The organism is Deltaproteobacteria bacterium, from assembly GCA_013151235.1.
Classification (GTDB): Bacteria; CG2-30-53-67; CG2-30-53-67; order CG2-30-53-67; family CG2-30-53-67; genus JAADIO01.
This window is the reverse complement of the sequence record JAADIO010000059.1, coordinates 17,348-36,324: the sequence shown is the minus strand read 5'-3', so window position 1 is coordinate 36,324 and position 18,977 is coordinate 17,348. Positions and strand designations below refer to the sequence as shown.

The 18,977-nt window shown below is 56.0% G+C and carries 16 protein-coding genes; 4 read left to right on the top strand and 12 right to left on the bottom strand.

Annotated elements, in window-relative coordinates:
* Positions 1 to 350 precede the first annotated feature (350 nt).
* From GXP58_11000 to GXP58_10990, 3 genes are all read right to left on the bottom strand, one after another.
* On the bottom strand, positions 351 to 1,121 hold the full coding sequence (locus GXP58_11000) for a PEP-CTERM sorting domain-containing protein (GenBank protein ID NOY54126.1): 771 nt from the start codon (positions 1,119 to 1,121) through the stop codon (positions 351 to 353).
* A gap of 287 nt (positions 1,122 to 1,408) precedes the next feature.
* Positions 1,409 to 1,906 (bottom strand): helix-turn-helix domain-containing protein, encoded by a 498-nt coding sequence (locus tag GXP58_10995; GenBank protein NOY54125.1) that lies wholly within the window; start codon positions 1,904 to 1,906, stop codon positions 1,409 to 1,411.
* 2 nt (positions 1,907 to 1,908) lie between these two features.
* Entirely contained in the window at positions 1,909 to 2,220 is a 312-nt protein-coding gene (locus tag GXP58_10990; protein ID NOY54124.1) for a DUF4258 domain-containing protein, read from the bottom strand.
* 696 nt (positions 2,221 to 2,916) lie between these two features.
* Here GXP58_10990 and GXP58_10985 point away from each other — a divergent pair.
* Positions 2,917 to 5,478, top strand: a complete 2,562-nt coding sequence (locus GXP58_10985; protein ID NOY54123.1) for a vitamin B12-dependent ribonucleotide reductase — start codon at positions 2,917 to 2,919, stop codon at positions 5,476 to 5,478.
* Between the two features lie 213 nt (positions 5,479 to 5,691).
* On the top strand, positions 5,692 to 6,801 hold the full coding sequence (hypD, locus tag GXP58_10980; GenBank protein ID NOY54122.1) for a hydrogenase formation protein HypD: 1,110 nt from the start codon (positions 5,692 to 5,694) through the stop codon (positions 6,799 to 6,801).
* 40 nt (positions 6,802 to 6,841) lie between these two features.
* On the opposite strand, the gene GXP58_10975 is transcribed toward hypD, so the two are convergent.
* The 9 genes from GXP58_10975 to hypE all read right to left on the bottom strand — a co-directional run bounded on the left by GXP58_10975 (position 6,842) and on the right by hypE (position 15,828).
* Positions 6,842 to 7,120, bottom strand: coding sequence for a HypC/HybG/HupF family hydrogenase formation chaperone (locus GXP58_10975; GenBank protein ID NOY54121.1), 279 nt, complete (start codon positions 7,118 to 7,120; stop codon positions 6,842 to 6,844).
* A 28-nt stretch (positions 7,121 to 7,148) separates the two neighbouring features.
* Entirely contained in the window at positions 7,149 to 7,691 is a 543-nt protein-coding gene (locus tag GXP58_10970; protein ID NOY54120.1) for a hydrogenase maturation protease, read from the bottom strand.
* A 55-nt stretch (positions 7,692 to 7,746) separates the two neighbouring features.
* Complete coding sequence (cybH, locus tag GXP58_10965; GenBank protein NOY54119.1) at positions 7,747 to 8,403, bottom strand: Ni/Fe-hydrogenase, b-type cytochrome subunit; 657 nt, start codon at positions 8,401 to 8,403, stop codon at positions 7,747 to 7,749.
* A gap of 16 nt (positions 8,404 to 8,419) precedes the next feature.
* Positions 8,420 to 10,129, bottom strand: coding sequence for a nickel-dependent hydrogenase large subunit (locus GXP58_10960; protein ID NOY54118.1), 1,710 nt, complete (start codon positions 10,127 to 10,129; stop codon positions 8,420 to 8,422).
* 174 nt (positions 10,130 to 10,303) lie between these two features.
* Positions 10,304 to 11,404, bottom strand: coding sequence for a hydrogenase small subunit (locus tag GXP58_10955; GenBank protein NOY54117.1), 1,101 nt, complete (start codon positions 11,402 to 11,404; stop codon positions 10,304 to 10,306).
* A 192-nt stretch (positions 11,405 to 11,596) separates the two neighbouring features.
* Complete coding sequence (locus GXP58_10950; protein NOY54116.1) at positions 11,597 to 12,115, bottom strand: OsmC family protein; 519 nt, start codon at positions 12,113 to 12,115, stop codon at positions 11,597 to 11,599.
* 133 nt (positions 12,116 to 12,248) lie between these two features.
* Complete coding sequence (gene hypF / locus GXP58_10945) at positions 12,249 to 14,468, bottom strand: carbamoyltransferase HypF (protein ID NOY54115.1); 2,220 nt, start codon at positions 14,466 to 14,468, stop codon at positions 12,249 to 12,251.
* Positions 14,458 to 14,817, bottom strand: coding sequence for a hydrogenase maturation nickel metallochaperone HypA (hypA, locus tag GXP58_10940; protein NOY54114.1), 360 nt, complete (start codon positions 14,815 to 14,817; stop codon positions 14,458 to 14,460). Before hypA ends, hypF begins: the two co-directional genes overlap by 11 nt.
* A 12-nt stretch (positions 14,818 to 14,829) precedes the next feature.
* Complete coding sequence (gene hypE, locus GXP58_10935; protein NOY54113.1) at positions 14,830 to 15,828, bottom strand: hydrogenase expression/formation protein HypE; 999 nt, start codon at positions 15,826 to 15,828, stop codon at positions 14,830 to 14,832.
* Positions 15,829 to 15,985: 157 nt separating this feature from the next.
* Between hypE and GXP58_10930 the strand changes: the two genes are divergently transcribed.
* Both GXP58_10930 and GXP58_10925 read left to right on the top strand, forming a co-directional pair.
* The gene (locus GXP58_10930; protein NOY54112.1) at positions 15,986 to 17,236 is read left to right on the top strand and encodes a beta-ketoacyl-[acyl-carrier-protein] synthase family protein; all 1,251 of its coding nucleotides are present in this window, start codon (positions 15,986 to 15,988) and stop codon (positions 17,234 to 17,236) included.
* Positions 17,237 to 17,428: 192 nt separating this feature from the next.
* The gene (locus GXP58_10925) at positions 17,429 to 18,961 is read left to right on the top strand and encodes a diguanylate cyclase (protein ID NOY54111.1); all 1,533 of its coding nucleotides are present in this window, start codon (positions 17,429 to 17,431) and stop codon (positions 18,959 to 18,961) included.
* Positions 18,962 to 18,977: the final 16 nt, after the last annotated feature.

Below are 18,977 nucleotides of genomic sequence, written 5' to 3'. Positions count from 1 at the left end.
ATTGCGGTTTCTTTGATTTGTATCCGCAGAATCCGGCTGTAAACACGGAGATAAAGAAATTTATGCCATCTCTTCCTTTGATACCAAAATCAACAGGTCCAGGTGTTTTTTTTAACGAAGGGATATATTACTGCACGCAAAATACCAATCCAGTATGTACGGCTCCATTCTCAATGTTTTGGTCGCTTGAAAAAGACGCATCCTGTCCGGGAGGGAAATATGCTGGCAATGTTGGTGGGGTATTGTGCAAATACGATTTTAATTAAGTATCGCCTGAGAGGATGAAACAAGTGGGCAAAAGAAACATTTTCAGCAAAAAAAAAGCGGGGCGCATTCGCGTCCCGCTGTGGTTATTGCCACCTTTTCTTTGACGACCGTATCGCCAGAATCCCGACGATACCCGTCCCGATGAGGAAAAGCGACGCCGGTTCCGGCACCGGAGCCCCACCCGCAAGCCCCACAGGCGTGGCGAAGACAAAAAAATTTTGCTCTACCCCTTGCACTTCAGACAAAACCCACATATCTCCGCTCCAATCCATATTCGGATTGAGGGGCCACAGCGTCTTGTAGGCGTCATACATCGTCATACCTGTTGATGTATCATATACCCGACTCGAGTAAGATAATGTCGGGTCTCCTTGGAACGCACCAATTGTGCCATATATGGATTCCCAAAGGCAATCCCCGAGCCCCGCAGCCCAGAGCGGATCCGGCGGGTTGTATCCCAAAAGAGCGGTAACAAATACATCAGCGCTCTGGTTATACTCCGAAGCCGTGATCCGGTCCGGATACGGCCCGCCAGTCGCCTGAATATCGGCGAAATCATACAGCTCCGCCTGGAACGGCAGGAAATCCGTAGAGTTACCCATTCCAAAACCACCAATAAGCGGTAAATCCGGCAAATTCAGCATCGCCTGATAGTCCTTGCCGTCAATGTCAATTATGTAGATGCCGTTGTAATATCCGGCATCCCGAAGCCCGATCTGTTCTCCATACGGCTCAATACGAGCGGTAACGGTAGACACCGCCTCCGCGCTCCCAGCCAAAAAGCAGAAAATAACCAAGACAGCGAAAACCCCCGCCGCCAACCGCGAAACCATCTTCCCAGAAAAATTTTTCATCGCCTTTCCCTCCTTGGTTGTATACGCAAGAGCAAAATACTCAAAAAATAACCGTTTGTCAAGGTTTGTTTGTGGCATAGGCTAACCGTATGGTGTTATTGGCGATTTTCTTGGTGCCCCTTGTTGCTATGAGAGTATGCTCAGGTGCCGACAGATGGTGCAACTCGCCACTCTTTGAAGACATTCTGTTATATCAGTAACTTGAGAAAGGGAAAAGTCGCGCAGAAAAATGAAGACACCGGATTTTTCAGCAGGTTCCGACCGGGATTTCAGGGCAATCGTGGTTATCAGACCGTACAGGGAAGCAGATCGGGGAGCCGGTCGACGGGGATGGTGACTTTCCCGGAGTGTTCAGGGGTGATGTTGTACAGAACCGTTTTCATATCCGTATCGATGAATTTTGAACAGAGGCCTTCCAGGTGCCGGATATAGATCAGGCGGATCAGCCGGTCGTTGGAGTTTCCGATATTCTTGTTGCCGGTCTCCCACCGTGAAACCGTTATCGGTGACACCCCGAGGAGTTTTGCAATCTCTTTGGCGTTCATTCCCATCTCTTTCCGGAGAAAACGGAACTCGGGGCCGGTTAGGGGAGCCGTCTTCTTTGTGAGCATGTACGCAATGACCCGGTGCAGTTCATCGGTATTCCGGATCAGGGGAGAGATCTCCCCGCAACGGCATGTATATATCGGCACCCCGGCCAGGGTCACATCCTTCAGGCCGGATTCGTCATAACGATAGTTGCCGATCTTTTTCTTCATCCTTGCGCCGCAACTGATGCACTTCATCGCTATTCTCCCGGATAGACCGTTACCAGCCGGTTGATATCCGGATCTCCCAGTTCGATGACGACCGTGACCGGTATCTTGTCGACTGTTCTTCCCTTCACCCTGTAGCACCATTCATTTGTTTTCGGGTGGAGGTCCGGCGGGTCTTCGATTCTCCCATGCTTCACGGCATAAGCCACATCCTGCATGGTGATATTTCTTTCGATCAGCCGTTCCCTGAAATGCCTGCTGGAGAGAATCGACCCCTTGACCCAGTTTTCCCGGATATGTTTGAGAGCCTCGCTTCTGCTGAATTGATCCGGTGCCTTTTTCAACCCGCTGTCCTGTATCCTGAAGTTAACATTATGTTAATTCATCCGTCAAGCGGAATATCGGGGATACTCATTTTTTGGTCTTGTTCTGGTTTTGTACGTTTCACGAAACGCCAAAAATCAAGGTTGATTTCCATGAATCAACATAGCATGTAACTCTTTGACAAATCAAGTGTTTTTTATGCTTTTATTGACCTTGGCTAATCCATACAAATCATATCAAAATAGACTTCAAATCCGGTGGGGCGGCTTAACACCCCGCCTGGTGGGTTCGATTCCCGCCCTCTCCCGCCATTTTATACACACAGCAAAGGGGTCAAGTCTGCTTTTGGCTCTTATTGAAAAAGATGCTAACCAAAAGAGCCAAAAGCAGACTTGACCTCTTTGTGACCCGGAGCTTTTCCCCGTACTGCAAGGGTCCATAATCCACATGCACTTTCTGAGATAAAAGTCTTGACATCACTAAATATTGTGGTATAGTCCCAACTCATATACAACATTGTGTGATTCTTGTGAACATCCTGTTAATATCCTGTGGGCATTCCGGGAGGTTGTTGTGGAGAAAAGGACGCCGGTATTCATCATGTCCCGGAAGACCTGCAGAAAAGATCATTCCGTAATTATCTTCAACCCAATCCATACAGACAGATTTTATCTTTAAAAGATTAGGTACTGGCTACCCTGAGGGAGGAAATCGCGATGTCAGGCAAAAAAGGTGTAGAGTCGGTTGGTGAAGTCCTGGATCGAAACCGGGAGGAGCTTGCTTCCGTATGGGACCGGGATTCCTTTGTCGATGCCCTGGTCCGGGGCAATCACGGCAGTGAAGAGGTGGCTTCGATGATCAGCCGGGATATTGAAAAGGAGTTTGCCTCCCACAAGAATAAGCCGCTGACGCAGCCGGTCATGCAGAAACTGATCGAAGCGAAGCTGATGTATTACGGGATCAAGCGCATGCCTGCGGTGGCTTTCCCCGTGACTCCCTCGGAATCTTTACCTTCCCTTGATCTTTCTCCAAATGCTGTTCGTGTTCTGGAGCGGCGCTATCTGAAAAAAGATGAAAAGAACCGACCGCTCGAGGCCCCGAAGGATATGTTTCTCCGGGTGGCGAAGAACATTGCCGGGGCGGAGCGGATCTACGATAAAAAGGCCAACGTGCCGGAGAAAGCCCGGATTTTTTACCGGTTGATGACCAATCTCGAGTTTTTGCCCAACTCTCCGACCCTGATGAATGCCGGCCGGGAGTTGCAGCAGCTTTCCGCCTGCTTTGTTCTTCCCGTGGATGATTCCATGGAGGGGATTTTCGATTCCCTGAAACATGCGGCCCTGATCCACAAGTCGGGCGGCGGTACCGGTTTCTCCTTCTCCCGTCTCCGGCCCAAGAACTCACAGGTCGGTTCCACCGGCGGGGTTGCTTCCGGTCCGATCTCTTTCATGCGGATTTTCAATACGGCGACGGAGCAGGTGAAGCAGGGGGGGACCCGCAGGGGAGCGAACATGGGGATACTCCGGGTGGATCATCCCGATATCCTTGAGTTTATCCATGCCAAAGAGAATGACGGAAGCCTCAATAATTTTAACCTTTCCGTCGGGCTGACCGAGGCTTTTATGGAAGCGGCCAAGGCCGGGAAACCCTATGATCTGGTCGATCCCTATACAAAGGGATTGGCGGGGCAGCTTGATGCGAAGGAGGTCTTCGACGAGATCGTTCAACTGGCCTGGAAGAACGGTGATCCCGGGATTGTCTTCTTGGATCGCCTGAACCGGGACAACCCGACGCCTCTTTTGGGGGAGATTGAATCGACCAACCCTTGCGGCGAGCAGCCCCTCCTTCCTTACGAGGCTTGCAACCTCGGGTCCATCAATCTGGCACGGGTGGTCAAATCCCGGGACGGATTTCCGGAAGTCGACTATGAGCAACTTTCCCGTATTGTGCATACCTCGGTTAATTTTCTGGATAATGTGATTGATATGTCGAAGTTCCCCCTGAAAAAGATCCGGGACCGGGTGCAGGGGAACCGGAAGATCGGTCTCGGCATTATGGGATGGGCCGATCTCCTTATCGCCCTGAATATTCCCTATAACTCGGAGCGGGCGATCGACCTTGCCGAGAAGGTCATGTCGTTTATCCGGAAGGAGGCCCGAACAGCCTCGAAGGAACTGGCTGCCGTCCGGGGGGCCTTCCCCAACTTCAAGGGAAGTATTTTTGACAACAAGGGGATGCCGAAGGTGCGGAACGCCACGATGACGACCATCGCCCCCACGGGGACTCTTTCGATCATTGCAAACTGTTCTTCCGGGATCGAGCCGATCTTTGCTCTCTCTTATTACCGAAATGTGATGGACAACGATAAACTGATTGAGGTGAACGAGTCCTTCCGGAAGATTGCCATCGAGAAGGGGTTCTATTCCGAAGAATTGATGGCCCGAATTGCCGAAAAGGGTACGCTCCAGGGGATGGAGGAGGTCCCCCGCGAGGTCCGGGAGGTCTTCGTTACGGCGCACGATGTGACTCCGGAGTGGCATATCCGGATGCAGGCGGCCTTCCAGAAATATACGGATAATGCCGTCTCCAAAACCGTCAATTTCCCCCATGACGCCACCATCTCAGATGTGGAGGAGGTCTACATCCGGGCCTATGAGACCGGCTGCAAGGGGGTTACCATCTACCGGGACGGGAGCAAGGCGGGACAGGTCCTGAACGTGGGGAAGGAAGATAGTGAGCGTTCTGAGCCATTATCCGTCCCTGAATCGCAAAGGTCCATACCAGCGCGGGCGGAACGGGTTTTGTCACGTCCTGCCATTCTCGAGGGATTTACCGCCAAGATGAAACTGGGTCACGGCACCCTTTACATCACCGTAAACGAGGTGGAAGGCAAACCGGTCGAGGTTTTTGCAACGATCGGTAAATCGGGACAGTCGACGATGGCGAAGACCGAGGCGATCGGACGTCTGGTTTCACTCTCTCTTCGTTATGGAGTTCCTGTAGAGAAGATCGTCCGTCAGCTCAAGGGGATCGGCGGGGATTATCCGATCTTTCAGAAGGACGGGCTGGTCCGTTCCATCCCCGATGCCATCGCCCGGATCCTGGAGCGGCGCTACATGAAGACGAACGGAAAAAACGGCAAACATAAGTTGCATGTTGAGACGGACCAAGTGGTCGTCAAACAGACAACCTGTCCCGACTGCGGGGCTGTGGGGACCCTGGAGCGGGCGGAAGGGTGTCTCAAATGTCTTTCCTGTGGTTACTCCAAGTGCGGCTAAGAAAACGAGGATAACAAGGTTGCCGCCCGACCTTGGGGGGCGGTTGGCTCAAGACACGGGGAGGCCCTTTGCCGGGGCCTCCTATTTTTGTTTCGAAGCCTTTCGCCGGGAAAGCCCTGAAAAATAAACCGGAGGGATTGATGAGTTATCGAATCGGTCGGTTTCGCGTGATCTACCGTTTCGGAAAAGGGAAGATTGACCGTGGAGGATCCAATGGAACGGCGATTGACCGGTGACTTTCAGAGTCTCCGAAGCGGGGAAGCGATCACCGCCCTGGCCGCCCGGATTTGTGAAGAGGCGGGTCCGTCCCTTCGAATCATGGAGGTCTGCGGCGGGCATACCCATGTGATCATGCACTACGGTTTGCACCAGTTGCTGCCGGATGGAATTTCTTTTCTGCACGGGCCGGGCTGTCCCGTCTGCATCATGCCGAAGGGGAGGATCGACCATGCCATTGCATTGGCCCGGCAGGAGGGCGTGATCCTGGTGACCCTGGGCGATATGATGCGGGTGCCCGGTTCGGAGAGTTCCCTGATTCTGGAACGGGCGGGGGGACGGGATGTGCGGACCGTCTATTCCCCCCTGGAGGTTCTGAAAATCGCCGGAGCAAATCCGGAGAAAAGAATTGTCTATTTCGCGATCGGTTTCGAAACGACGGCGCCTTTAACTGCGGCGCTTGTGGATCGGGTTCTAAAGGAGGAGCGGGAGAACATCTTCTTTCACGTCAACCATGTGTTGATCTCTCCGGCCCTCCATGCGATCATGGCCGATGATCATGTGAAAGTGCAGGCCTTCATTGCCCCCGGTCATGTCAGCGTGATTACCGGGGCCGGGATCTATCGTTCCATCGCAGCACAATACGAAGTTCCCATCGTGGTTTCCGGCTTTGAACCGGTGGATCTTCTCGAAAGTGTGCTCATGATTGTTCGCCAGGCTGCGGAAGGCAGGCGGGAGGTGGAAATCCAGTACGACCGGGCCGTTGATTTTGAAGGGAATCCCAAGGCGCAGGAATTGATGGAGAGATATTTTGTTCCCCGAAAGAGCTTTTCCTGGCGGGGGATCGGGTCGATTCCGGAAAGCGGCCTTCGTCTGAAAGAGGAATACGCCCGGTTTGATGCGGAAATCGTCTATGAAGATGTTCTCCCTGTCGGAGAACCTTGTGAACATCCTGCCTGTCTCTGCGGGGAGGTCCTTCGGGGCAAGGCGGAACCGCTTCATTGCACCCTCTTTGGAAAGGGGTGTACCCCCGATCATCCGGCGGGGGCCTGCATGGTTTCTTCCGAAGGCGCCTGCAACGCCTATTACCGGTTCCGGCAGGTCTGATTTTCAACCCTGTTTGTGATCGGAAAGTGTTGCGGGAGGATCATGGAGTTTTGCCGGGGGATTCAGGTCTTTCCTGCACCTTCAACGGATCTTCCTCCTCCATCTGCCGTGCGATCTCATGGAGGATCCGGATCGAGTCGAGGGCATCCTCCCTGCAGATCTTCTGAAGGGCGAATCCTGCGTGGACAAGAACATAGTCATCTACGGCGGCCGGTTCGGGCAGGAGGATAAGACTGATCTTGCGGGCGGCGCCCAGAACATCGATGGTGGCGGTGAGGTTCTCAATCTCCGTGATGCGGGAGGGGATGGCAAGGCACATAATAAAACCAGGGTTTCGGAGTCAAGGGTCAAGTCGTCGGTGCTTTCATGGACCGGCACCGCTCGTCATTCTCATATTCAACGGCGGATGGATGAACGCCCCATTCGGCCAGTCTTTCGAGAACGGCGGTCAGATAACCTTCCAGTTGTTCCCCCAGCGTAGGGCTGAGACCGTATCCGCTTTCGATGCTTTCCGGTTCGATCCCGATCAGGCACATCCGTTCCGGGAGCGTACCGAGGAGCCTGCCGGCTCCCAACAGATCAGGCAGAGCAATCTGATGGACGGAAAGCTTGGTTGCGAAGAAGCCGGGGATCTCTCCGTTGTTCAGTTCACCGATCGTCCCCGGAGCTTTTCCGAAACTGACGGCATCCAAAAAGAGGATCCGGTCCTTTCCCTCTAAAAAGGGGAGGAGGTCGAGCCCCATCGTCCCCCCGTCGAGGAGATCGACATGACCGGGGAATCGATAGCGTGCTTCTAATTCCCGCAGGGCATGAATCCCGATCCCGTCATCGGTGAGAAGCAGGTTCCCGATACCGACCACGGCGATCTTTCCCTGGTGTGTATCGTTCATAGGAAATTTCGCATAGTTTTTTTCTTGGAGTTACCGCTCAGGTTCCTTACGATAACTACTCCCATTCTTTCCCCGTCACAAACTTATACCCGTCAAAGATCGATCCCATTAATCCGTTCCGCTCTTTCAGTGTCAGGTACCAGGCAATGTAGACATGGGCTGCGGCAAAGGAAATAATGGCGTATGTCGCCAGGTGATGGTAGAGACGGATCGTTTGCAGATGCATCACACCCGTCAGCCAGCCGCCCAGGTAGAGCCAGAGGACTCCCGTATGAGAAAGAGAATAGAGGGCAAAGCCGGAGAGGATCTGCCACCCGAAAAGGAGGAAGACGAAAAAGTAGGTGAACCCGGCGATGGCCGTATGTCCTACGGCGGAGGGAGGATGCTTGCTGAGAAAGAGATAGAATTTCAATGCTCCCCAAAAATCCTTCCATTGCCGCTTTGTGAGGAGGAGCCAGACCCGCCAGCTTGCATATTTGTTTCCGGCAAAGGCCCAGTAGATTCGGACCAACAGGCTCATCACGAAGAGATAAGCGGCTGTGAAGTGAATGAATCGCATCCACCCCATGAGATACGGACTGCCGGTCCGGACATAGGGCCTTCCGATGTAAAAGCCGGTGACGACCAGTATGATGATACAGAGGAAATTCACCCAGTGGGTGAGGCGGACCGGGATCTCCCATGCGTAGGTGCGGATGCGTTCTCGGGGCATGACGGTCTCCTTCCTCTTAGATCACCTTGACTCGGATCACTTCCTTCCCTTCGGGATCGATGACATGGACGGCGCAGGCCATGCAGGGGTCGAAGGAGTGGACGGTCCGGAGGATCTCCAGCGGTTTCTCCGGATCCGCTACGGGGGTCCCGATGATCGCGGCCTCCCAGGGACCTTTTTTGCCCCCGGCGTCCATGGGAGAGCCGTTCCAGGTACTCGGCACGACCATCTGGTAATTGTCGATCTTGGTCTTCCTGATTTTGATCCAGTGTCCCAATGCCCCCCGGGGGGCCTCATACCAGCCGTATCCCTGTGCCGTTTTCGGCCAGGTTGCAGGGTCCCATTTTTCGTCGGCATGAACCCGCAGGTCCCCCTTCTTCATGTTGGCGGCAAGTTCATCGATCCAGCCGGGGAGCCTGTCGGCGATGACGAGAGTCTCCACGCCGCGTGCCGCCGTCCGGCCGAGGGTGGAGAAGAGCGCCTCCGGCCCGACGCCGAGTTTGCCCAGGACGAGATTGACCGCTGCCTTGACCTCTGCATGACCCGAGGCGTAAGCCACGAGCATCCGGGCCAGGGGACCGACCTCCATGGAGGTCTCCTCGTAGCGGGGAGCCTTGAGCCAGCTGTATTCGGCATCCGTGTTCAGAAAGTCGTAAGGCGGTTTCGGCCCCGTGTACCGGTCGTTTGTTTCCCCTTCATAGGGGTGTCTCCCCGTTGCGTTCCCTTCCGGGTATTCATACCAGGAGTGGGTGACGTATTCACGGATTTTCTCCTGGTCCACGGGGAGGACCGTGGAGAGGTCGCGGTTCATGATGATCCCCCGGGGAAGCCATAGGTTGTCGGTGTTGCTTACGTTGTTGTTCGGGAATTCTCCATAGACGAGATAATTGCCCACGCCGCCGCCGTACGCGGCCCACTCCTTGTAAAAGGAGGCTACGGCGAGCAGGTCGGGGATGTAGACCTGTTCCACGAACCGGCGGATTTTCGTTGCCAGTTCCTTCATGAAGGCGAGACTCCCTGCGTTCAGTGCGTTCTGGCTGTTCGGGTCGACGGGGACCGCCATCCCTCCCACGAGAAAGGTCTGCAGGTGGGGATTCTTGGCGCCGAGGAGGGCGTGAATCCGGATGATGTCCCGCTGCCAGTCGAGGGCCTCCAGATAGTGGGAGACGGCCATGAGGTTGGCCTCGGGCGGAAGTTTGTAAGCCGGATGTCCCCAGTAGGCATTGGAAAAGGGGCCGAGCTGTCCTGAATCGACGAAGGTCTGGATCTTTGCCTTGGTCTCCCGGAAGTAGGTGACGGAGGAATTCGGCCAGTCCGAGATTGACTGGGCCAGGGCCGCGGTCTTTGCCGGGTCGGCCGAAAGGGCGCTGATGATATCAACCCAGTCGAGGGCATGGAGATGGTAAAAATGAATCACATGGTCCTGCACGAACTGGACGGCCGAGATGATGTTCCGGATGATCCGGGCATTATCGGGGATCGTGATATCGAGGGCGTTTTCCACCGCCCGGATCGAAGCAAAAGCGTGGACGGTGGTGCAGACGCCGCAGGCCCGTTGGGTAAAGGCCCAGGCATCCCTGGGGTCGCGGCCCTTGAGAATCAGCTCGATCCCCCGGAACATGGTACTCGACGACCAGGCATCGACGACCTTTCCGCCTTCCACCTTTGCTTCAATTCTCAGGTGTCCTTCGATTCTGGTGACCGGATCGATTGCGATCTTTACCATGGAATCTCTCCTTTTCTCTGCGGCTTCGTAAAAAGTCCGTCTGCTGCGTTTATCAGGTTTTGAGTTCGCTTCAACGTACCACAAAGTACGCCTCGCTCTTCAAAACCTTCGCGCCTTGCAGCCGGAACTTTTTGCTTTACCGTTGAAAAGCATCCCCTTTACGCAGAGCAGCCGTCAGTCTTTCCGGGTGTTCTTGCCTGTAATCATCCTCCCAATCCCATGGGCCGCCACGGCTGCGCCCGTTACGGCGGTGATGCCGAGCCCGACCTTGTCGGCCGTCGCTTCTACACCGAAGCCGGGTGGTTGCGGGAGACGTTCGTAGAAGGGCGTCATCCCGTCCCAGAAGGCCGGTTCGGAACAGCCGATACAGCCGTGTCCCGATCCGACGGGCCAACTCGTCCCGTCATTGTATTTGATGCGAGGACAATTATGGAAGGTCTCCGGCCCCTTGCACCCCATTTCATAGAGACACCACCCCTTCCGGTGTCCCTCGTCGCCCCATTCCCGGACATACTGTCCGGCGTCGAAATGCGCCCGGCGTTCGCAGTTGTCGTGAATTCGTTTTCCGTAGGCGAAGAGGGGACGGCCGAACTTGTCGAGGGGGGGGAGCGTACCAAAGGTCAGGAAATAAACAATCGTTGCGGTGATGTTTTCCACGTTGACGGGGCAGCCCGAGAGATTTACGACAGGAATGTTGGGGAGGGCTGCGGAGACGCCGACGGCGGAGGTCGGGTTCGGTGCCGCGGCGGGGAGACCGCCGAAGCAGGCGCAGGTCCCCATGGCAATGGTTGCCATGGCATTGCCGCAGACCTCGGTTACGATATCCTTTGCCGACCGGCCCCCGATACAGCAGTAGACACCGCCGTCCTTCATCGGGATCGATCCTTCCACGGCGGCGATGTAGTTCCCCTTATGGTTCGCCACGACGTCGGCCAGAGATTTTTCCGCCTGGTGTCCTGCCGCCGCCATGATTGTTTCATGGTATTCAATCGAGAGGATATCGAGGATGAGTTCTCCGACCGTCGGTTTCGTCGCCCGGAGAAGTGCCTCGGAGTTTCCGGCGCAGTCCTGAAATTCCAGCCAGACGAGGATCGGTTTCTTCTTGGTTTCAAGTGCTTCGGCGACCCTGGAGACGAAAGGGGCGGGAAGGGCGAGGGCGGCGGTGACGGCGGTGCAGAACCTCAGAAAGTCTCTTCGGGAATACCCCTTTCGGACCAAGGACTCATAAATCGTTTCTTCCGGGGAACCAACCTCATGTCTGTGTGACCCATCCATGAACGCCTCCCTTCGGCAAACGGATAATTCTTCATCCCGATGATGACGGCATAAAATCTTTTTCCGGACCTCCTGGATTGATGGGAAATGCAGGTGCAATAAAGAATTAGCACCAAATGTACGAATTGTCAAATCCGGATTGCAAATAAATTCTTGCAAATATCAAATATTGTAATACGCGAATTTTGTTGTTTATTCCGGCTTCCGGATCTCGATTTCACCGTGGATGTTGATGGGCCTCCGCAGACTATCGACAACGGGGCAATGGTCGACGACTTTTTCCGCCAGGTTTTTCACCTTTTCGGCGGGGTCGGGGGTCTCGATCCGGAAGGTGTAGGCCAGCTCCCGGAATCCGGCATCGACGGTCTCATCCACCATAAAGAGTCCCCGCAGATCGAGTTCCCCTTTGATGTCCACCGTGATGGAGTGGATCGTCAGTCCTTCGTATTCGGCGAATTCGTAGAAAGCGGCCTCGATACAGGAGGCCATGGCCGACAGGAGGAGTTCGATCGGATTCGGGGCGAGGTTCTCCCCCCCGGCCGGTTCCGGGTAGTCCGATTTGACGATGTGCCCGCGTACCTCCGACTCGGTGTAGAGATTGCGGACATGTCTCGATGAGATCTTCGGCTTATAAATGGCAACCTTCGGGCGTGCACGCAGGTGTTCGATCCGTTTGGCGACAATTTCTCCGAGGTGATTCTTCTCCGTCATGACCATTCTCCCTGTACGTTGTTTTGTAAGTTTCCGCTTTATGTCGTTGCGGGCAGGATCATAAGCGATAATGAGTCCATTTGGGAAGGTTTATTTTTTTCCTTGCGCCCTTGAATTCCCGATGCCCTGGCCCCTATGGCGTTCTCCAGTAGGCCTGGCCCAGGGAGAGCCCGCCGTCGTTGCAGGGGATACGGCTCTGTGTGAAAACCGAAAAGCCGTCCTTCCGCAACAGTCTCTCCGCCCGTTCGGTGAGAGGCCGGTTCTGAAATACGCCGCCCGAGAGGCAAATTCTTTTCCGGCCGGCCCGGTGGGCGCAATCGATGATGATTCGGGCCAGGGTATTCACGAAACGGGCGGGAACCTTCTCCTGCTCCCGGTCGTGGATCAGCTCTTCGATCAGGGGCCGCCAGTCGATTATCCCTTCCTCAAAGTTATAGCGGTAATGGCCATCTATGCCGGGAAGGACCCGATCCTCGATCTTCATCGCTCCTTCGGCTTCGTAATTGAGGATCTGAACGATGCCGAGAAGAGAGGCTACGCCGTCGAAGAGCCGCCCCACCGAGGAGGTCAGGGGGGCGTTGATCCTTTTCTCCCACGCTTTTTCGAGGAAGTGGAGTTCCGCCTGCCGGAAGGCCCGGATGGGGGGAAGGTCCATGGCGAAGGCCCGCTCCCCGTAGATCTCCATCAGCAGGGCCAGCGCGACGCGGCGGGGCTCGAAGACGGCCTTGTCCCCTCCCAAAAGGGGGAAGGGACGGAAGTGGAAGAGCCGTTCATATTCCGTGGGGGTACAGCGGAGGACCTCTCCGCCCCAGACCGTCCCGTCGGGTCCATAACCGGTGCCGTCCCATGCGATCCCCGTGACCGTATCCGTCAGACCATGTTCCGCCATGCAGGAGAGGATATGGGCGTAGTGATGCTGGATCGGGGTTGTTTCGATGTCGGCCCGCCCTCTTGCCCAGCGGGTGGTTGCGTAGCCGGGATGAAGGTCGTGGACGATCCGGTCCGGCGTGAAGTCGTAGATCCTGCAGAGATCCGAAAGTGCAGACTCGAAGTGGTCCATCCCCTCGGGTGTCTCCAGGTCTCCGATGTGGGGGCTCACGATCACTTGGTCGTCGAAGGCGAGGGCGAAGGTGTTCTTCAACTGACCGCCCACGGCAAGAATCTTCTCTTTTCTCTTTGCGGGCAGGATCATCGGTGTTGCCGTGAATCCCCTTGCCCGCCGCAACAGTCGTGGTTTCTTCCCGATGATTCTGGTGACGGAGTCGTCGCAGCGGCGGCGGATCGGCCGGTTATGAAGAAGGAGAAAATCGGCCAGGGGGGAAAGACGTCTTTCTGCCTCTTCGTTCCCCTTGACGATCGGCTCTTCCGAGAAGTTTCCCGAAGTGGCGACGATGGGGAAGGGAAGGGCGGAAAGGAGAACGGTATGGAGGGGGGAGTAGGGAAGAAAGGCTCCGACGGTTGCAAGACCCGGTGAGACGGCCGTGAGTTGACCTTCTCTCTTGCGGATCAGGACGACGGGCCGCTCCGGGGAGGAGAGGAGGGTCTCTTCTTCCTCCGTCGGATCGGCATAGCGGCGGACCTGGTCGAGATCCTTGAACATGACGGCGAAGGGTTTGTTCGACCGTCCTTTCCGCTTTCGCAGGAGGAATACCGATGCCTCGCATGTGGTGTTACAGACGAGATGAAATCCGCCGACTCCCTTAATCGCTGCGATCCTCCCCCGCCGGATCTCTGCGAGCAGCCGGTCGATCGCCTTGCCTCCGTCGGCGATCTCCTTCCCGGCAGGGTCAATCAGCCGGACCCGAGGGCCGCAGACCGGGCAGGCGTTCGGTTCGGCATGAAACCGGCGGTTGCCGGGATCTTCATATTCTCTCCGGCAGTCGGGGCAGAGGGTGAATCTCTTCATCGTCGTCCGGGAACGGTCGTAGGGAAGTCCTTCGATAATAGAGAAGCGGGGGCCGCAGTCGGTGCAGTTGATAAAAGGATAGCGGTATCGACGGTTCCCGGGATCGAGGAGTTCCTCCGTACAGACCCTGCAGGTGGAGAGATCGGGAATCAGGACGGCCTTCCGGTCGCCTCCCTCTTCGCTTCGACGGATTTCAAAGTCGTTGTATCCTGCCGGGGGGATAAAGGCGGTGGTCCGGTGGAGAATTTTCGCAAGGGGTGGGGAATCGCTTTCGATGATCTTCAAAAACCGGTCGATCTTCTCCCGGGTTCCCTCCGCCTCGATTGTTACCCCCGAAGGTTCGTTGACCACATAACCGCAGAGTCCGAGACGCCGGGCGGTCCGGTAGATGAAAGGGCGGAAACCGACCCCCTGGACGGCGCCCCGGAGGCGGAGTTCAATCCGGATCATCGGCAACATCCATCTCCAGCCGTTCGAGGATCAGGTCGTCTCCCCCCCGGGCATCGACGTTCCGGGAACCGCAAATGGGGCAGGCGAATTTCTGGATCATGCTCCGTACTTCCTGCTTGCAGTCATGGCATTGGATGAGCAGGGGATTTTCTCCAATCACCAGTTCCGCATCTTCGGCGATGGTCTTCTCCTTGAAGGTGTCGAAGGTTGTACGGAGAAGATCGGGAACGACGCCCGAGAGGGGGCCGTTCCGGACGATGACCTTCGTCACGGTTGTGGCTTTCTGTTCTGCGGCATAACTTTCGATGGTCTCCAGCAGGCTCTGTACAACGGATAATTCGTGCATGCTCTCGGCCTTTCAGCAGATGCGGGGGAGGAGTTCGCCCGAAGGGGGATCCAGAATCCGCCGCGTGTTCCAGGAAGTTTTCAGAATTACCCGGGGCCGGTCCTTTGAAACGACCCGGCCGATGATCACTGCCTTACGGCCCAGCGGGTGGTCCCTCAGCTTTGCAAGGATCGCATCCCCGTTCCCTGCCGCGGCAATCACGGCCCTCCCTTCACAGGCGAAGTGGAGGGGATCCATGCCGAGAAGTTCGCAGGTTCCCCGGACGGCGTCCTGGATGGGGATCTTCTCTTCGTCGATCTCGATCGTAGCCGAGGATGCCTCGGCCCATTCGGTCAGCACGCCGGCCAAGCCGCCCCGTGTCGGATCGCGCAGGGCGTGCAGATCGGGATGCGATGAAAGGATCCCTTTCAGCATCGGCCAGAGGGAAGCACAGTCGCTTTCAATGGAGAGCTGAAAATCGATTCCCTCCCGTGCGGCGAGGATGCAGGCACCGTGATCGCCCACCGTTCCCGAAAGGATGAGGGTATCTCCGGGGCAAAGATTGGAGGCCGAGAGCCCCTCCCGGACGACTTCTCCAAGACCGGCGGTGTTGATGGCAATACCGGAGAAATCAGCGCCCGGCATCACCTTCGTGTCGCCGGTCACAACCTTGACGCCGGCCACCTCGGCCTCTTCCGCCATGGCGGTGACGATCTTCTTTAAATCGGAAAGCCTGAACCCTTCCCCCAGAATAAATCCCGCTGAGAGATATCGGGGCCTGGCGCCCATGACGGAAAGATCGTTCACGGTTCCTGCGACAGCGAGGTTGCCGATGTTCCCGCCGGGAAAAAAGGGGGGATCGACAATGAAGGAGTCGGTCGTAAAGGCGATCTTCGCGTAATCAAAAGAAAGAAGAGCTGCGTCCTCCATCCCGTTCAGAATGGGATTGGACAACTCTTTCCGGAAGATGCCGTTGATCAGTCCCCGTGTTTCTTCTCCACCGCCTCCGTGGGCCAGCAGAATTTTTTTCATGTCCTATATTTACCGAAAATCGAAAAAATGGCAAGCCTGTGATTTTCAGCACTCTTTGTCCCTGACGGATCTCCTGTTGACTGTAACGGTGGAATCCATTACCGTATTTGTTTAACTTGCAAAAGCTGAAAATCAATATTCAATAAAAAGAAAACCCATGCAAATAAACAAGCGAATCGCCATTACCGGGATGGGGGCGGTGACCCCCTTGGGGAGCAATCTTGATGCAACCTGGGAGGGGCTCCTCGCAGGGCGGTCAGGAATCGGCCCCGTGACCCGCTTTGACGCGGAGGGATTGCCCTGCCGGATTGCCGGGGAGGTTCCTCCTTTGAATCTCCTGCCCGGAATGTCCTCAAAGCTGTTGCGGGGGTTGGATTCCTTCGCTCTTTTTGCCCTTGCCGCCTGTGAAGAGGCGGTGTTGCAGTCCGGTCTGGAAGTCTCCGTCCGGGAACGGGAACGGACGGGTGTGGTGATCGGATCGAGCCGAGGCGGGATCGGAACCCTCGAAAGCAATTTTCAAAACTATGGAGAGAGAGGCTATCACTCCCTTTCACCCCGGCTTACCGTCTCCTCCCTGATCAACCAGGCCCCCTCGGCCATTGCGCAGAGATATCAACTTACGGGACCGGCCCTGGCCGTTTCGACGGCCTGTTCCTCCGGTGCCCATGCCGTGGTCGAGGCGGCCCGCATGATTAAAACGGATGAGGTCGATGTTGTCCTTACCGGGGGTGCCGAGGCGCCGGTGACCCGCATCATCCTCGGCGGTTTCGCCCGGGCCCGGGCCCTCTCCCGCCGGAATGAAGATCCCGAAAACGCCTGCCGTCCCTTCGATCGGCATCGGGAGGGATTCGTCATTGCCGAAGGGGCGGGGATTCTTGTCCTGGAACGGTGGGGCCATGCCGAGGCGCGCGGGGCGGCAATCCTCGGAGAACTCGTCGGCTGCGGAACCGCAACCGATCCGCATCACATGACCGCACCCGATCCGACGGGGGAGGGGATGGTTCGGGCGATGCGGGCCGCTCTGCGTGCGGCGGGGATCGGCCCCGATGAAGTGGATCTCGTGAATGCCCACGGCACGGGAACGGCCTTAAACGACCGGGTTGAGGCAAAGGCACTGAGACGGGTCTTCGGTCCCGGGATAGAGCGTCTGCCGGTTTGTGCTGTAAAGTCGATGACGGGGCACATGCTCGGGGCTTCCGGCGCGGTGGAACTGATTGTCTCCCTCCTCTCGGCACGGATCGGGCAGGTTCCTCCGATCCGGAACCTGGACGATCCTGATCCGGATTGCCGCCTGAACTTTGTCCGGGGAAGGCCCTTGCGCGGAAGGTTTTCAACGGTTGTTTCCAATTCCTTTGCTTTCGGTGGCGCCAATGTTGTTCTCCTTGTACGGTGTTCCGGCAAGTCCTGAAAATGAATTTCCCTCCCTGTTCCTTCAAGCGGTAAGAATGATGATAAATTTTAAAAAGATGCATCGCACCTTTTGAAAATTTATCCCTGTTGACAGGAGAAAACCCCTGCGATTATAATGAATTATAGAAATCAGTGATTCTTCGCGAACGGCCGTGACTGGTGTTTGCCCAACGGGAAAATTGATATCCCTATGTCTTCTGAACTGTTCTCATACCCGAAACATTTACCCGCACTCCTGCATTCCTTTCAGAAGATTCATTCTTCGCTGGCACGATCCATCGTGATCGAATCGATTCTGAAGGAAGGTTCCATTCTTTCCGGAGGTGCAGGGACGGCCCTGGCCCTTTTCCGGGAAGACCGAAACGAATCCTGCGAGGTTTTCTCGCGGGGATTGAGTGAGACCTTTACGCAAAGCATCCCGGCGCTGACCCGGGAGAAGGTACGGGACGTGGTGAGTGTCGATGGGTGCGCTTCCTTTCCCGATCTGCCCGGTTCCGGGAAAGAGGAGATCGAGTCGATCTACTGTTTCTCTCTTGCCGCAGGAGAGGGGGAAAGAGGGATTCTCTATTTTTTCCGTTTTCAAGCCGGGGCCTTTTCGAAAGAAGAGATCGGGTTGCTGCGTTTTTTCGCCGAGGAGGCCGGGTCCGCCCTGAGCAATGCCGAGGCCTTCCTCGAAAAAGAACGGCAGATCCGGCAATTGAATATCTTAAACGAAGCGACCCTCTCCCTTTCGTCGGAGCCTTCCCTTGATTTTCTTTTTCAGAAGCTGACCGATCACGCCCAGTTTCTCCTGCGGAGTGATGCGTCCCTGCTGCTTCTGGTGGAAGAGGACCTGCAGAAGATCGATCGGGTCTATTGCGCGGGCGATCTGGCTGTGGAATCCATCGATCTTTCGGGGGGCGTGGGGGAAACGCTGTCGGGTGTGCTTCTTGCACAGCATGTGCTGAACCTGCAATCAGAGGACCTTGCAGAGAAGATCACGGATCTTCCTTTTCCTGCGGAGGAATTCCACCACCTTCTGACGGTGCCGATCATGCACCTGGAAGCGTTCAATGGCCTGCTGATCCTGCTCAACGGGGGAAAGCACGGTCCCTTTTCTCCCCAGGACGAGGACCTGATTTTAACCTATACCTTCCAGACGGGGTTGGCTATTGAGAACGCCCGTCTGCAGGAATATACCCGGCGGCTGGCGATTACCGATGGCCTGACGGGACTCTTCAATCACCGGGAGTTTCAGCGGCGTATGGAGGAAGAGGTCCGGCGATGCGGCCGTTACGGGCGCTGCTGCAGTCTCCTGATGCTCGATATCGATCATTTCAAGCATTTCAATGACACCTACGGCCATCCCGTGGGGGATCAGGTTTTAAGCGAACTTGCCGGGATCCTTCGGAAAAGTACCCGGGAAATGGATGCTCCCGCCCGTTACGGCGGTGAGGAGTTCGTGGTGATCCTTCCCGAAACGGAGGGAGAAAAGGCGGAGATTGCTGCGGAGCGGATTCGCAAGGCCATTGAAGGGATGAAGATTTCTCCCCCTGGGGGAGGAACGGTTTTACGGATCACCGTCAGTATCGGTGTCGCCGCCTATCCCGAGGATGCCGAGACTCGTGAGGAGTTGATCGGCCACAGTGACCAGGCCCTTTATATCGCAAAACGATCCGGGCGAAACCGGGTCTGCCGTTATGAGGAGAGCATGGAGAATGTGTCCGTGGAGGAGGGTTCCTGAACCCAAGTCCCTTTTA

Coding starts and splice junctions, on each gene's coding strand:
- GXP58_11000 (NOY54126.1), bottom strand. CDS start 1,121: ATGAAAAATTTTTCTGGGAAGATGGTTTCGCGGTTGGCGGCGGGGGTT.
- GXP58_10995 (NOY54125.1), bottom strand. CDS start 1,906: ATGAAGTGCATCAGTTGCGGCGCAAGGATGAAGAAAAAGATCGGCAAC.
- GXP58_10985 (NOY54123.1), top strand. CDS start 2,917: ATGTCAGGCAAAAAAGGTGTAGAGTCGGTTGGTGAAGTCCTGGATCGA.
- hypD (NOY54122.1), top strand. CDS start 5,692: ATGGAACGGCGATTGACCGGTGACTTTCAGAGTCTCCGAAGCGGGGAA.
- GXP58_10975 (NOY54121.1), bottom strand. CDS start 7,120: ATGTGCCTTGCCATCCCCTCCCGCATCACGGAGATTGAGAACCTCACC.
- GXP58_10970 (NOY54120.1), bottom strand. CDS start 7,691: ATGAACGATACACACCAGGGAAAGATCGCCGTGGTCGGTATCGGGAAC.
- cybH (NOY54119.1), bottom strand. CDS start 8,403: ATGCCCCGAGAACGCATCCGCACCTACGCATGGGAGATCCCGGTCCGC.
- GXP58_10960 (NOY54118.1), bottom strand. CDS start 10,129: ATGGTAAAGATCGCAATCGATCCGGTCACCAGAATCGAAGGACACCTG.
- GXP58_10955 (NOY54117.1), bottom strand. CDS start 11,404: ATGGATGGGTCACACAGACATGAGGTTGGTTCCCCGGAAGAAACGATT.
- GXP58_10950 (NOY54116.1), bottom strand. CDS start 12,115: ATGACGGAGAAGAATCACCTCGGAGAAATTGTCGCCAAACGGATCGAA.
- hypA (NOY54114.1), bottom strand. CDS start 14,817: ATGCACGAATTATCCGTTGTACAGAGCCTGCTGGAGACCATCGAAAGT.
- hypE (NOY54113.1), bottom strand. CDS start 15,828: ATGAAAAAAATTCTGCTGGCCCACGGAGGCGGTGGAGAAGAAACACGG.
- GXP58_10930 (NOY54112.1), top strand. CDS start 15,986: ATGCAAATAAACAAGCGAATCGCCATTACCGGGATGGGGGCGGTGACC.
- GXP58_10925 (NOY54111.1), top strand. CDS start 17,429: ATGTCTTCTGAACTGTTCTCATACCCGAAACATTTACCCGCACTCCTG.